The sequence below is a fragment of the Stenotrophomonas sp. MH181796 genome (assembly GCF_009659995.1).
Classification (GTDB): domain Bacteria; phylum Pseudomonadota; class Gammaproteobacteria; order Xanthomonadales; family Xanthomonadaceae; genus Stenotrophomonas; species Stenotrophomonas riyadhensis.
On sequence record NZ_RAHU01000001.1, the window covers coordinates 311,922 to 325,435 of the forward strand.

The 13,514-nt window shown below is 65.0% G+C and carries 13 protein-coding genes; 2 read left to right on the plus strand and 11 right to left on the minus strand.

What is annotated here, in order from left to right; translation table 11 throughout:
• Positions 1–26 precede the first annotated feature (26 nt).
• The gene (locus D5301_RS01405) at positions 27–410 is read left to right on the plus strand and encodes a GtrA family protein (RefSeq protein WP_153854572.1); all 384 of its coding nucleotides are present in this window, start codon (positions 27–29) and stop codon (positions 408–410) included.
• Between the two features lie 3 nt (positions 411–413).
• On the opposite strand, the gene D5301_RS01410 is transcribed toward D5301_RS01405, so the two are convergent.
• The 10 genes from D5301_RS01410 to D5301_RS01455 all read right to left on the minus strand — a co-directional run bounded on the left by D5301_RS01410 (position 414) and on the right by D5301_RS01455 (position 9,950).
• Positions 414–2,642, minus strand: a complete 2,229-nt coding sequence (locus D5301_RS01410) for a hypothetical protein (protein ID WP_228756288.1) — start codon at positions 2,640–2,642, stop codon at positions 414–416.
• 90 nt (positions 2,643–2,732) lie between these two features.
• Positions 2,733–3,155 carry a F0F1 ATP synthase subunit epsilon gene (locus D5301_RS01415; RefSeq protein WP_005411127.1) on the minus strand — a complete coding sequence of 141 codons (423 nt, stop codon included), beginning with the start codon at positions 3,153–3,155 and terminating at the stop codon, positions 2,733–2,735.
• 113 nt (positions 3,156–3,268) lie between these two features.
• The gene (gene atpD / locus D5301_RS01420; RefSeq protein WP_010481327.1) at positions 3,269–4,675 is read right to left on the minus strand and encodes a F0F1 ATP synthase subunit beta; all 1,407 of its coding nucleotides are present in this window, start codon (positions 4,673–4,675) and stop codon (positions 3,269–3,271) included.
• Between the two features lie 38 nt (positions 4,676–4,713).
• Positions 4,714–5,577, minus strand: coding sequence for a F0F1 ATP synthase subunit gamma (atpG, locus tag D5301_RS01425; RefSeq protein ID WP_006471334.1), 864 nt, complete (start codon positions 5,575–5,577; stop codon positions 4,714–4,716).
• Positions 5,578–5,674: 97 nt separating this feature from the next.
• Positions 5,675–7,222, minus strand: coding sequence for a F0F1 ATP synthase subunit alpha (gene atpA, locus D5301_RS01430; protein ID WP_008266965.1), 1,548 nt, complete (start codon positions 7,220–7,222; stop codon positions 5,675–5,677).
• Between the two features lie 44 nt (positions 7,223–7,266).
• Positions 7,267–7,794 carry a F0F1 ATP synthase subunit delta gene (locus D5301_RS01435; protein ID WP_110713802.1) on the minus strand — a complete coding sequence of 176 codons (528 nt, stop codon included), beginning with the start codon at positions 7,792–7,794 and terminating at the stop codon, positions 7,267–7,269.
• A 2-nt stretch (positions 7,795–7,796) separates the two neighbouring features.
• Entirely contained in the window at positions 7,797–8,267 is a 471-nt protein-coding gene (locus tag D5301_RS01440; RefSeq protein ID WP_005419512.1) for a F0F1 ATP synthase subunit B, read from the minus strand.
• Positions 8,268–8,373: 106 nt separating this feature from the next.
• Positions 8,374–8,679, minus strand: coding sequence for a F0F1 ATP synthase subunit C (gene atpE / locus D5301_RS01445; RefSeq protein ID WP_005411133.1), 306 nt, complete (start codon positions 8,677–8,679; stop codon positions 8,374–8,376).
• A gap of 73 nt (positions 8,680–8,752) precedes the next feature.
• Complete coding sequence (atpB, locus tag D5301_RS01450; protein WP_049466592.1) at positions 8,753–9,553, minus strand: F0F1 ATP synthase subunit A; 801 nt, start codon at positions 9,551–9,553, stop codon at positions 8,753–8,755.
• A gap of 31 nt (positions 9,554–9,584) precedes the next feature.
• Entirely contained in the window at positions 9,585–9,950 is a 366-nt protein-coding gene (locus tag D5301_RS01455; protein WP_006394654.1) for a hypothetical protein, read from the minus strand.
• A gap of 459 nt (positions 9,951–10,409) precedes the next feature.
• On the opposite strand from D5301_RS01455, the gene D5301_RS01460 reads away from it, so the two are divergent.
• On the plus strand, positions 10,410–11,228 hold the full coding sequence (locus tag D5301_RS01460; protein ID WP_153854573.1) for a hypothetical protein: 819 nt from the start codon (positions 10,410–10,412) through the stop codon (positions 11,226–11,228).
• Between the two features lie 457 nt (positions 11,229–11,685).
• Here the strand turns inward: D5301_RS01460 and lpdA are convergent, their stop codons facing one another.
• Positions 11,686–13,488 carry a dihydrolipoyl dehydrogenase gene (gene lpdA / locus D5301_RS01465; protein WP_153854574.1) on the minus strand — a complete coding sequence of 601 codons (1,803 nt, stop codon included), beginning with the start codon at positions 13,486–13,488 and terminating at the stop codon, positions 11,686–11,688.
• Positions 13,489–13,514 lie beyond the last annotated feature (26 nt).

The window sequence follows — 13,514 nt, forward strand, 5'->3', positions numbered from 1 at the left end:
GGCATCCTTCCTCCTTCACCATGCCGATGGGCCTCGTCCGCCAGGGAAGCACCTATCTCATCATCGGGCTCGTGCAGCTGCTGCTCGACTGGCTGGTGTTCGTCGCCGCCACCGCGCTGGGCATGCCGGTGGCGCCGGCCAACGTCGCCGGACGCCTGGCCGGGATGCTGCTGGGCTTCTGGCTCAACGGCCGATACACCTTCGCCCATGCGGATGGTGCACGCCTCGGCTGGCGTCGATTCTCACGTTTCTTCGGGGTGTGGGCTGCACTTACCGCTGCCAGCACGGTGCTGGTGGCTTTGACCAGCCGCCATCTTGGATTGGATTGGGCCTGGCTGGCCAAGCCGCTGATCGAAGGTGGGATCGCCCTGATCTCCTTCCTGCTGCTGCGCCATGTGGTCTTCCGCTGACGCTCAGTGGACCGCATCCGCCGCGAAGCGCTGCCACAGGCCGTCCCGCCACAGCTGCAGCGGGCTGTACCCGAGCTCCACGCTGTGCCGCCCCGCAGGTACACACACCGCATGGAACAGCCCATTGGCTCGCAGCAGCGGCAGAGACACGCCGCCATTCAGCCGGGCCTGCCAGCCGCGAGCGGTCACCTCATTGATCACCAGCCATGCCGGCTGCTCAGCCTCCACCTCAAGCACGATACTGCCCGGCTTGTAGGCCTGCGACAGCAACCGCAGTCGGCCTGCTTCGTGCTCTGGGCACTCCGCGTGCTGCCCGCCAGGCAGCCAGACCACCTGGCTGAAGTCGGTCTGGTTGAACTCAGCGGCCGGTGGCAGGCGTTCACTGTGCCGCCGCACCCGTTGCGGGTTGAGCGTACGCGGCAGCACACTTCCGCGTAGCGCCAGCTGCACGTCGCTGCCTTGGTCATCGGACCCTGCAAACGGCTCCGGTGACAGCAACCAGCGGACCCCCAGCAGGTCGTACACGGGTGCGTCCATGTCCGCAGCCCAAGGGGTCGTCGCCTTCTGCTGGAAGGCAGCCACGGGCTCCGTCGGCATGCCCACCATCTGCTGGTAGTCACTGGACAACAGTGGGTTGTATCCATTGGCTAGCGGAATCGCATGCACCGCTGCGCCATTGGTCAGTACGCCGATGCCGAAGATGATGGCGCGTTCCGGGAGGCCAGCCCCCCGCTCGGCGGCAAGCAGGGCATACGCGCGCTGCGTGGCGCCATTGCGGTCCGCGGTCATTACCGGCGGACGGGCGCCGGACGTGTTGAAGCGCGCTCCCACGTTGAACAGCAGCATGTCGAACATGACCAGTGCGATCAGCCAGCGCACCGGAGCCGGATGCCGGCGCAGCAGCTGCACCGCGGCGATACCGATGCCGCCGCTGGCCACCAGCCACGCAAAGGCTTCCAGGTGCCCGTGGCTCATGGCCAACCATGAGGCAACGAACATCAGGACGACGGCCAGCCCCAAGGACACCCGATGCGGGCACAGGGTGCGATCCTGCAGCGCGGACTGCAGCGACTGCGCGCCCAGCCAGGCAGCTGCCGGCACGCCAAGGAACAGTGCATCGGAGGGCCGTCTGAACAGGTCAAGGCCCGGCAACCAGCTGAAGAGCCAGGCGAACAGGGGGGTAGCTCCTCCCAGTGCGACCAGCGTGGTGAAAAGCAGTACTGCCAGCGCCAGCCGGGTTGCGCCCGGTTGCCTGCGCATCACGCCCCCCCCCCACGCCAGCCACAGCGCCAGTGGCACCGAGCCGAAGTAGAGGTAATCGGTGCTGATATCGCCGAAGGACCAGCTGACCCCACGTCCCTGCGAGAACAGGTTTCCAGAGAGCAGTGTCGCCAGCCCCTGCCAGTGCATCGCGCCGCGCAGTGCCGTCTCCAGGGTCATGCCGTCGCGATTGGTGTCCCCCAGCCATGCCAGCGTGGAAAGCCATTGGGGGGCACACGCCACGGCGGCGATCAATGCCACCGCTGCCAGCTGTGATGCAAGGCGGAGGCGGTTGCCGGGCGCCAACAGTACGGCGCCCATTGCGTACAACGCAGAGGCCAGGATGATGAAGTAGGTCACCTGGGTCAGCTGCAGCGCACACAGGCCACCTGCCGTTCCCGCCAGCAGCACGTCGCGCGCGCGGCCTTGGCGCCGGACCCTCGACAAGCCCAGCCACAGCCAGGGAAGCAGGCTGTAGCTGACAATCATCGGGGTGTGCTGCAGGCGGGAGGCGGCCACTCCACCGAACATCAGCACCATTGCGAAGAGCCATTGTGCAGGAGCTGAAAGACCGAACGAACGCGCCAGGCGCAACGCGCCGAGGCCGCCGATCAGCACATGCAGCAACACCACCACGGTGAACAGATGCAGCGAGGCAGGTGCCAGCATCATTGGCAGGACCATGGTCGGCTGCAGGGTCATCATCTGCGGGTCGGCGACCTGCGGATAGCCGCCGAACAGATAAGGGTTCCACCAGGGCGCCTGCAGGTGCCGAAGCTGCTCGGCACTGAAACTGACCGCCGGGAAGAACTGCTGCACGGCGTCGTAGGGGATGACCTTGGTACCGATCAGCCACGGCAGGCACAGCAACAACCAGCTTGCCAGCCACAGGGTCTCAGGCCGAGTCCAGGGCGAACGGGTTGAATCCACCGCGTGGATGCTCGTCGTCGATGCGTACTGCATTCCGTGCATGCCTCCCTTCTCCTGAACGAAAATCGCCGGCACTGAGCCGGCGATCTTCCATCACTACCGGCATTGCTGCCGATGGCCTCCGAGCACGTTTCAGTGCTTGAGGGTCTTGCGCAGGCGCTCCAGCGCCTGCAGCTGGACGACGGCTTCAGCCAGCTTCTGCTGGGCTTCAGCCACTTCCATCGCTTCGCCGCGGTTGGCCAGGATGCGCTCGGCTTCTTCCTTGGCCTTGCGGACCGAGGCTTCGTCGATGTCCTGCGCGCGGATCGCGGTGTCGGCCAGCACGGTCACCACCTGCGGCTGCACTTCCAGGATGCCGCCGGAAATGGCGAAATCCAGCTGCTCGCCGTTCGGCGTGGTCACCACCACCTTGCCCGGCTTCAGGCGGGTGATCAGCGGCGCGTGCTTGGGCGCGATGCCCAGTTCGCCCAGCTCACCGGTGGCCACGACCAGGGTCGCTTCGCCACGGAAGATTTCCTGCTCGGCGCTGACGATGTCGCAACGGATCGTGCTCATGCAAATCTCTTCGCTGTTCGCGGCGGCGCAATGCCACCGTGGGAGTCCACCGGCGCGGGCGGTTGCCCGGCGCCGGCGTCAGGTCGGGCAGGATCGCTCCCGCCCGTCCCGGATCAGGCCTTCTCGGCCATCTTCTTGGCCTTCTCGACCGCTTCTTCGATGCCGCCGACCATGTAGAACGCCTGCTCCGGCAGGTGGTCGTACTCGCCATCGACGATGGCCTTGAAGCCACGGATGGTGTCCTTCAGCGGCACGTACTTGCCCGGCGAACCGGTGAACACTTCGGCCACGTGGAACGGCTGGCTGAAGAAGCGCTCGATCTTACGGGCGCGCGACACGGCCTGCTTGTCCTCTTCGGACAGCTCGTCCATGCCCAGGATCGCGATGATGTCCTTCAGTTCCTTGTACTTCTGCAGGGTCTGCTGGACGCGCTGGGCGGTGTCGTAGTGCTCGTGGCCGATGACCAGCGGATCCATCTGGCGGCTGGTGGAGTCCAGCGGATCGACGGCCGGGTAGATACCCAGCGAGGCGATCGAACGCGACAGGGTAACGGTCGAGTCCAGGTGGGCGAAGGTGGTCGCCGGCGACGGGTCGGTCAGGTCGTCCGCGGGAACGTAGACGGCCTGGATCGAGGTGATCGAACCGTTTTTGGTCGAGGTGATGCGTTCCTGCAGGACGCCCATTTCCTCGGCCAGGGTCGGCTGGTAACCCACGGCGGACGGCATGCGGCCCAGCAGTGCCGACACTTCGGTACCGGCCAGGGTGTAGCGGTAGATGTTGTCAACGAACAGCAGGACGTCCTTGCCCTTGCCGTTTTCGTCCTTCTCGTCGCGGAAGTACTCGGCCATGGTCAGGCCGGTCAGGGCGACGCGCAGACGGTTGCCCGGCGGCTCGTTCATCTGGCCGTACACCATCGCCACCTTGTCGAGGACGTTGGAGTCCTTCATTTCGTGGTAGAAGTCGTTGCCCTCACGGGTACGCTCACCCACGCCGGCGAACACGGACAGACCGCTGTGCGCCTTGGCGATGTTGTTGATCAGTTCCATCATGTTGACGGTCTTGCCGACGCCGGCGCCGCCGAACAGGCCGACCTTGCCGCCCTTGGCGAACGGGCACATCAGGTCGATGACCTTGATGCCGGTTTCCAGCAGCTCGGTGGCCGGGGACTGGTCTTCGTACGACGGGGCCGCACGGTGGATTTCCCAGCTGTCGCTGGCGGCCACCGGGCCGGCTTCGTCGATCGGACGGCCGAGCACGTCCATGATGCGGCCCAGGGTGCCAGCACCGACCGGCACGGAGATGCCGCGGTTGGTGTTGGTGGCGACCAGGTTGCGCTTCAGGCCATCGGTGGAACCGAGGGCGATGGTACGCACCACGCCGTCGCCCAGCTGCTGCTGGACTTCGAGAGTGATTTCGGTGTTGTCGACCTTCAGTGCGTCGTACACCTTCGGCACCGACTCACGCGGGAATTCGACGTCGACGACCGCGCCGATGATCTGAACGATCTTGCCCTGACTCATTGCTGCATCCTCTAAATGTGTGCTTTGAACGAACGCGGTCAGACTGCTGCCGCGCCGCCGACGATTTCGGAGATTTCCTGGGTGATCGCTGCCTGGCGCGCCTTGTTGTAGACGAGCTGCAGGGTGCCGATCAGCTTGTTGGCGTTGTCGCTCGCCGCCTTCATCGCAACCATGCGTGCCGCATGCTCGGAGGCGACGTTTTCCAGCAGGGCCTGGTACACCAGCGACTCGATGTAACGCGTCATCACGTGCTCGAGCACGGTCGCGGCATCGGGTTCGTACAGGTAGTCCCAGTCGTGGTGAGCGACCTGCTTCTCAGCCGGCGGCAGCGGCAGCAGCTGATCGAAGCTGGCCTTCTGCGTCATGGTGTTCACGAAGCGGTTGTAGACCAGGTACACGCGGTCGACCTTGCCTTCGGTGAAGGCGTCGAGCATGACCTTGATCACACCGATCAGCGACTCCAGCTTCGGCACGTCGCCGATGTGGGTCACGCTGCCGACCATGTTGACCTTCACGCGGCGGAAGAAGGTCGATGCCTTCTGGCCGATGGTCACCAGGTCCACTTCCGCACCCTTGTCCTGCCATGCCTTGGCTTCGCCCAGCATCTTGCGGAACAGGTTGTTGTTCAGGCCGCCGGCCAGGCCGCGATCGGAGGAGATCACGATGAAGCCGACCCGCTTGACCTGCTCGCGCTCGACCAGGAACGGATGCTGGTAGTCGGTGCTGGCCTGGGCCAGGTGGCCGATCACCTGCTTCATCGCCTGCGCGTACGGACGCGAGGTCTTCATCCGATCCTGCGCCTTGCGGATCTTGGAGGCCGAGACCATCTCCAGGGCGCGCGTCACCTTGCGGGTGTTCTGCACGCTCTTGATCTTGGTTTTGATTTCGCGTCCGCTTGCCATCTCTTGTTTCCCGTGGCGCGGGGCTGTTGCCCCGCGTTGTTCAACCGTTTGTCATCTGGTCCAGCGGAGCCAGCGGCTCCGCTCTACAGGACCGCGATTACCAGCTGCCGGTGGTCTTGAACTCGGCGATGCCCTTCTTGAAGGCACCTTCGATGTCGTTGTCCCAACCGCCGGTGGCGTTGACCTTGCTGACCAGCTCGCCCTGGGTGTTGGCGAAGTGGGCGTGCAGGCCTTCTTCGAACGCCAGCAGCTTGTTGACCGGCACGTCGTCGAGGTAACCCTCGTTGACGGCGTAGATCGACAGCGCCTGGTTGGCGATCGACATCGGCGCGTACTGCTTCTGCTTCATCAGCTCGGTGACGCGCTGGCCGCGCTCCAGCTGCTTGCGGGTCGCTTCGTCCAGGTCCGAGGCGAACTGCGCGAACGCAGCCAGCTCACGGTACTGGGCCAGCGAGATACGGATGCCGCCCGACAGCTTCTTGATGATCTTGGTCTGGGCCGAGCCACCGACGCGCGAGACCGAGATACCGGCGTTCACGGCCGGGCGGATGCCGGCGTTGAACAGGTCGGTTTCCAGGAAGATCTGGCCGTCGGTGATCGAGATCACGTTGGTCGGAACGAAGGCGGACACGTCGCCGGCCTGGGTTTCGATGATCGGCAGCGCGGTCAGCGAACCGGTCTTGCCGGTGACCTTGCCTTCGGTGAACTTCTCGACGTATTCCTCGGACACGCGGGCAGCGCGTTCCAGCAGGCGCGAGTGCAGGTAGAACACGTCACCCGGGTAGGCTTCACGGCCCGGCGGGCGCTTCAGCAGCAGCGAGATCTGGCGGTAGGCAACGGCCTGCTTGGACAGATCGTCGTACACGATCAGCGCGTCTTCGCCGCGGTCCATGAAGTACTCACCCATGGTGCAGCCCGAGTAGGCGCTGATGTACTGCATGGCAGCCGATTCGGAAGCGGTCGCGGCCACCACGATGGTGTGGGCCAGCGCGCCGTTCTCTTCCAGCTTGCGCACGATGTTGGCGATGGTCGAAGCCTTCTGGCCGATCGCAACATACACGCACTTGATGCCGGTGCCCTTCTGGTTGATCACCGCGTCGATCGCCATCGCGGTCTTGCCGGTCTGGCGGTCACCGATGATCAGCTCGCGCTGGCCACGGCCGATCGGGATCATGGCGTCGACCGACTTGTAACCGGTCTGCACCGGCTGGTCGACCGACTTGCGCCAGATCACGCCCGGAGCAACGCGCTCCACCGGAGCGGTCAGGTCGGTGCCCAGCGGGCCCTTGCCGTCGATCGGCTCGCCCAGCGCGTTCACGACGCGGCCCAGCAGTTCCGGACCGACCGGCACTTCCAGGATGCGGCCGGTGGTCTTGGCGACGTCGCCTTCGCGCAGGTGCTCGTAGTCACCCAGGACCACGGCGCCGACCGAGTCGCGCTCCAGGTTCAGGGCCAGGGCGAAGGTGTTGTTCGGCAGTTCGATCATTTCGCCCTGCATCACGTCGGCCAGACCGAAGATGCGCACGATGCCGTCGGACACGCTGGTCACGGTGCCTTCGTTGCGCGATTCCGCGGCCAGCTTGACCTTCTCGATGCGGTTCTTGATCAGTTCGCTGATTTCGGAGGGGTTGAGCGTGGTTGCCATCGTCAAGTCCTAGTGCCGGCAGCGGGGCCGGACGTTAAATGAATTCAGTTAGCGAGCGCGGTCTGCAGACGGGCCAGCTTGCCCTTCAGCGAACCATCGATGACCACGTCGCCGGCGTCGATCACGGCGCCGCCGATCAGCGAGGCATCCACCGCGGTGGTCACGTCGACCTCGCGGTTGAAGCGCTTGCGCAGCGCGACCTTGATCGCATCCAGCTCGCCGGCCGACAGTTCGGCCGCCGAGGTCACCGTGGCCTTGACCACGTGCTCGGCTTCGGCGCGCAGGGCGTCGAACATGCCGGAGATTTCCGGCAGCAGCGGCAGACGATGCGAGTCGGCCAGGATGGCCAGGAAGCGCGAGTAGGTCTCGCCGTGGGACACCGGCGCCAGCAGGGCGACGGCGTCGTCACGACCCAGCTCCGGGTTGGCGAGCAGGGCCGCCACGCGCGGGTCGGCGGCGACGTGGGCGGAGAACGCCAGGGCGTCCGACCACGGCGCGAACGCGCCTTCGTCGCGCGCGGTCGCGAACGCGGCGCGGGCGTACGGGCGGGCAAGCGTGAGGGCCTGGCTCATCCTTAGATCTCCGAGGCCAGCTCGTCGAGCAGCGCCTTGTGGGCGTTGGCGTCGATTTCGCGCTTGAGCAGCTTTTCGGCACCGGTCACGGCCAGCGCGGACACCTGCTTGCGCAGATCTTCACGGGCACGGTTGGCGGCGGCGTCGATTTCAGCCTGGGCCAGTTCCTTCTGACGGGTGGCTTCGGTGATCGCTTCGTTACGGGCAGCATCAACGATCTGGTTGGCACGCGCGTGGGCCTGATCGATGATCTCGTTGGCCTTGGTGCGGGCTTCCTTCAGCGCTTCGTTGACCTTCTCCTGCGCCTGGGCCAGATCTTTCTGGCTGCGGTCGGCAGCAGCGAGGCCTTCAGCAATCTTCTGCTGGCGCTCTTCGATCGCGTTCATCAGCGGCGGCCAGATCTTGGTCGCGATGATCCAGATCAGACCAGCGAAGGCCAGCGCCTGCGCAAGAAGGGTGAAATTGATATTCATGGTTAGCTCGATCGCTGGTTTCGGGGTGGACGCGCCGCCGTAGCGGCGCATCCGGCCTTCATCCGAAACCGGGTGCATCAGCACCCGGTCGTCTCAAACCGCTGTATCAGCCGGCCAGAGCCTTGGTGACGGCGCCAGCAAAGGCAGCCGACAGCGGGTTGGCGAAGGCCAGCAGCAGGCCAACGGCGACCGAGATGATGAACGCGGCGTCGATCAGGCCGGCGGTGATGAACATGCGGACCTGCAGGACCGGGATCAGTTCCGGCTGGCGGGCGGCCGACTCCAGGAACTTACCAGCCATGATGGCCAGACCCAGACCGGCGCCCAGCGCGGCCAGGCCGATCATGATGCCGACGGCAAGGGCGGTGGAGCTCTGAATCTGCGCGAAGTTGGTCAGGACGGCGAAGTACATGGTTATCTCCAGGAACTTAAGTTGCTAAGGGTGATGAAACGGATGAAGGTTGAAACGCGTTGAAGCTTGAAACTCAGTGAGCGTCTTCCGACAGGCTCAGGTACACGATCGACAGCATCATGAAGATGAAGGCCTGCAGCGGGATCACCAGCAGGTGGAACAGCATCCAGCCGAGGCCGAACGCACCACCGGCAATGGCACCGAAGAAACCGGCACCACCCAGCACCCAGATCAGCAGGAACACGATTTCGCCGCCGAACATGTTGCCGAACAGTCGCATCGCCAGCGAGATCGGCTTGCTCAGCCACTCGACGATGTTGAGGATCAGGTTGAACGGCATCATCCACTTGCCGAACGGCGCCGTCAGGAATTCCTTGATGAAGCCAAGCAGGCCCTTGGACTTCAGCGCGAAGAACAGCATCAGGAAGAACACGCTGATGGCCATGCCCAGGGTGGCGTTGACGTCGGCGGTCGGCACCGGCTTCCAGTAGTGGATGCCCGCCCATTCCAGCGGCTTGGCGATGAAATCGGCCGGGATCATCTTGATCAGGTTCATCATCAGGATCCAGAAGAAGATCGTGATGGCGATCGGCGTGACCAGCTTGCTCTTGCCGTGGTAGGTATCCTTGGCCTGGCGGTCGACGAACTCCAGGCAGATCTCGACGAAGGCCTGCCACTTGCCCGGCACGCCGGCGGTGGCCTTGCGGGTCCCCAGCCAGAACGCGACCACGATCACCAGGCCCATCAGGACCGCGGTGAGGAAGGTATCGACGTGGATATGCCAGAACATACCCTCACCCTTGCCGACCGGCGCGGTCAGGTTGTGCAGGTGATGCTGGATGTAGCTGGTAGGGGTTAGAGCCTCGCCCGCCATGTGTCCGGAACCTTCAGTTAATTGAATTCTGTCAACGCCTGGCCATGGCCAGGACCTGGAACATCAAGCCGACGGCGATACCGGCCAACAGCGCCAATGCAGGCAGCTTGAAGACCAGGAACCCCACCAGCAGGACGCCGAAAACCACCACCCACTTGGCCACGATCGCAATGATCAGGCGAGCCATCGCCGATCCTGCGGCCAGTGCCCCACCGCCCAGTGCCATCCGTGCCGCCACCCAGCCACCGGCCGAAATGGCCACACCGGACGCCAGCGCGCCGAGGGCATATTTCGGACCTACCAGCAGGAAGGCCAGGGCCAGGACAGCCACTGCGGCCAGCGGGTAGACCGCGGCGCGCAGCATCAGTCGCCGACCCGCATCAACGGAGTTCAGCACAGGACGTCCCGCGTGGTTGCAAGTGGAGGGCTGAGGCGGCTAAAGCAGGGGGGCCTCATCGAGCCGCCAAATTATAGCAATGGGACAATTTGCGAGACAACCGCTCCCTGTTCATCCCGGGAGGCCGCAAGTTGCGGTAACGGTTACATTTTTGCGTGCCACCCTGGGGACAATGACGTCCGTATGATGTTGCAGCGCAGTATTGAACTTTGGTCGCAGGCTGCGGAACTTTCGCCGAATGCGCCGGTCCGATCTTTCGACCTGCCTGCAGCAACCTCGTCGACGCTCCGCCCCGCAGGTCCCACGATGGCCCCGAAGCCCGGCTCCGGGGCCATCTTTTTGCATCGTCGCGACAGCGCTGAACCGTGCACACCTCGTGGACCATACGTTCACGGATGGTGGACGGGCCTGTCCGGCACAGTGGCCTTCATTCTGATGAACCACTGCAAGGACTCTTCGATGCGCCCCGTACCCACCCTGCTCGCCCTCTCCCTGCTCGCCGCCGGCGCTTCGTTCGCCACTGCCGCCCACGCCGCTGAAGGCGACGACCGCTTCGCCCTGCGCCTGGGTGCGATGAACATCGACTCGGACAACACCCTTCGCGGCAAGACCAACGTCGCCGGCCAGGACATCGGCTTCTCCGAGGACTTCAAGCTGGGTGGCAAGGAGTGGGAACCGCGCATCGACGGCATGTTCCGCATCAGCAACCGCCAGCGCCTGCTGTTCAACTACTTCAAGTACGACAAGGACCGCCGCGAGACCCTCGGCCAGGACATCTCCTTCGGTGACGTCAACGTGCCATCCGGCAGCTTCGTCAAGGGCGAACTGAAGTACCAGGTCGCCAGCCTGGTCTATGACTACTCGGTGGTGGACACCGATACCTTCGACCTCGGCCTGCAGCTGGGCGCCGAGTACGCCAAGGTCAGCACCAAGGGCTACGCCGACCTGGGCACCGTGTACGACGGCCAGTTCCTCAACGAGAAGGCTGACGGCATCGCGCCGGTGGTGGGTGCGCGCATGACCTTCACGCCGTCCGAGCGCTGGATGATCACGCTGCAGGGCCAGTATCTCAACACGCGCTGGGGCAGCTTCGATGACTACAAGGGCGACCTGAGCCGCGCCAACGCCATCGTCGATTACCGCTTCACGAAGAACTTCGGTGTGTTCGCCGGCTACGACTGGTTCAAGCTGGACGTGGACAAGAAGGGCAGCGATGGCACTGTCGGCCTGAAGCAGGAATTCAAGGGTCCGGTGGCCGGCGTCAGCTTCGTGTTCTGATCCCCCGCCCCTTCCACGGCACTCGCTCTCCTGGCGCGGCCTCCGGAACATCGGGGCCGCGCTTTTTGTGGGCTCCTGAAAGGACAGCAGAAGCGGGTTGGTCGAGCGCTGGAGGGAGCGGGGGCTGCGTGCGAATGTCCCCCGGCGCCGGCCTGCGGCCGACGCCTCCTCCTTTACTTCGCACGCAGCCCCCGCTCCCTCCGCGTGTCGGCATCAATGTGTCCGTTGCTGTGGCTCTCGGCCATCCGCAAGCAGAGCCGCTGCGCGGGTGGCAGGCGTTTGGACAAAGTAAAGGAGGAGGCGACCGCCGCAGGCGGACGGCGGGGGACATTTGTCCAAACGCCTGCCACCCGCGCAGCGGCCCGGACACTCGCGATGTGCTGCCGAAGGCGTCCCCACAGCCAACAAAAAACCCCGGCAGAGGCCGGGGCTTTTCGTTCGGAACGGCGCGGGCGCCCTACTTCTTCTTCGGCATGTACAGATCGGTGATCGTGCCGTCGTAGATTTCCGAGGCCATCGCCACCGACTCGCTCAGCGTCGGGTGGGCATGGATGGTGTGGCCGATGTCTTCCGCCTCCGCACCCATCTCGATGGCCAGGCCGATCTCGGCCAGCAGGTCACCGGCATGCACACCGACGATCGCACCACCGATGATGCGGTGGGTCTCTTCGTCGAAGATCAGCTTGGTGAAGCCCTCGGTGCGGCCGATGCCGATCGCGCGGCCACTGGCGGCCCACGGGAACTTGGCCACGCCGACCTTCAGGCCCTTGGCCTTGGCTTCGGTCTCGGTCACACCGACCCAGGCGATTTCCGGGTTGGTATAGGCCACCGACGGAATCACGCGGGCCACCCACTCCTTCTTGTGGCCAGCAGCCACTTCGGCGGCAAGCTTGCCCTCATGCGTGGCCTTGTGGGCCAGCATCGGGTTACCGACGATGTCGCCGATGGCAAAGATGTGCGGCACGTTGGTGCGCATCTGGCGATCGACCGGGATGAAGCCACGGTCGGTGACCTGCACGCCGGCCTTCTCGGCATCGATCTTCTTGCCGTTCGGCGAACGACCCACGGCCACCAGCACGCGGTCGAAGGTGCCCTGCGCCAGCGCAGGCGCCTGGCCTTCCTCGGCGGCGTCGAAGGTCACGGTGATGCCCTTGGCATCGGCGGTGACGCCCGAAGCCTTGGTCTTCAGGTGGACTTCGATGCCCTGCTTCTTCAGGCGGTCGGCCAGCGGCTTGACCAGGTCCTTGTCGGCGCCCGGCATCAGCTGGTCCATGAACTCGACCACGGTGACCTTGCTGCCCAGCGCGCTGTACACGGTGGCCATTTCCAGGCCGATGATGCCGCCGCCGACGACCAGCAGCGAGCCCGGCACTTCGGCCAGCTCCAGCGCGTCGGTGGAGTCCATCACGCGCTTGTCGTCCCACGGGAAGTTCGGCAGCTTCACCGCCTGCGAACCGGCGGCGATGATGCACTTCTGGAAGCGCAGCAGCTGGGTGCTGCCATCAGCGGCGGTGATTTCCAGCTCGTTGGCCGAAACGAATTTGCCGACGCCCTGCACGCTGCGGACCTTGCGCTGCTTGGCCATGCCGGCCAGGCCCTTGGTCAGCTGGTTGACGACCTTTTCCTTGTACTCGCGCAGCTTGTCCAGGGTGATGGTCGGCTTGCCGAACTCGACGCCGAAATCACCGGCATGGGCCACTTCGTCGATCACCGCTGCGGCGTGCAGCAGCGCCTTGGACGGAATGCAGCCCACGTTGAGGCAGACGCCACCGAGGCTGGCGTAACGCTCGACCAGCACCGTATCCAGGCCGACGTCGGCGGCGCGGAAGGCGGCGGTATAGCCGCCCGGGCCCGAGCCCAGCACGACCATTTCGCATTCGATGTCGGCCGGCTTGCCGCTGGACAGCGCCGGCTTCGGCGCAGCCGGTTCGGCCGGGGCGCGGTGCGACGGGGTCACCGGCGGCTTGCTGGCCGGGGCGGCCGGAGCCGGCGCGGCGGCCTTGGCCGGGGCTTCGGCGGCGCCTTCGGCGTCCAGCACCACGACCACAGCGCCTTCGGACAGGGTGTCGCCCAGCTTGACCTTGATTTCCTTGACCACACCGGCGGCCGAGGACGGCACTTCCAGGGTGGCCTTGTCCGACTCCAGGGTCACCAGACCCTGATCCTTCTTCACCGTGTCGCCGACGGCGACCAACACTTCGATCACCGGCACATCGCTGTAATCGCCGATGTCGGGAACCTTGACTTCAATCGTGGCCATGGTGGGTTTTCCTCAAGCCCGCCCGG

Excerpts from the sequence above, each read along its gene's own strand:
- D5301_RS01405 (WP_153854572.1), top strand. The coding sequence starts at position 27 with ATGGGCCTCGTCCGCCAGGGAAGCACCTATCTCATCATCGGGCTCGTG.
- D5301_RS01410 (WP_228756288.1), bottom strand. The coding sequence starts at position 2,642 with ATGCACGGAATGCAGTACGCATCGACGACGAGCATCCACGCGGTGGAT.
- D5301_RS01415 (WP_005411127.1), bottom strand. The coding sequence starts at position 3,155 with ATGAGCACGATCCGTTGCGACATCGTCAGCGCCGAGCAGGAAATCTTC.
- atpD (WP_010481327.1), bottom strand. The coding sequence starts at position 4,675 with ATGAGTCAGGGCAAGATCGTTCAGATCATCGGCGCGGTCGTCGACGTC.
- atpG (WP_006471334.1), bottom strand. The coding sequence starts at position 5,577 with ATGGCAAGCGGACGCGAAATCAAAACCAAGATCAAGAGCGTGCAGAAC.
- atpA (WP_008266965.1), bottom strand. The coding sequence starts at position 7,222 with ATGGCAACCACGCTCAACCCCTCCGAAATCAGCGAACTGATCAAGAAC.
- D5301_RS01435 (WP_110713802.1), bottom strand. The coding sequence starts at position 7,794 with ATGAGCCAGGCCCTCACGCTTGCCCGCCCGTACGCCCGCGCCGCGTTC.
- D5301_RS01440 (WP_005419512.1), bottom strand. The coding sequence starts at position 8,267 with ATGAATATCAATTTCACCCTTCTTGCGCAGGCGCTGGCCTTCGCTGGT.
- atpE (WP_005411133.1), bottom strand. The coding sequence starts at position 8,679 with ATGTACTTCGCCGTCCTGACCAACTTCGCGCAGATTCAGAGCTCCACC.
- atpB (WP_049466592.1), bottom strand. The coding sequence starts at position 9,553 with ATGGCGGGCGAGGCTCTAACCCCTACCAGCTACATCCAGCATCACCTG.
- D5301_RS01460 (WP_153854573.1), top strand. The coding sequence starts at position 10,410 with ATGCGCCCCGTACCCACCCTGCTCGCCCTCTCCCTGCTCGCCGCCGGC.
- lpdA (WP_153854574.1), bottom strand. The coding sequence starts at position 13,488 with ATGGCCACGATTGAAGTCAAGGTTCCCGACATCGGCGATTACAGCGAT.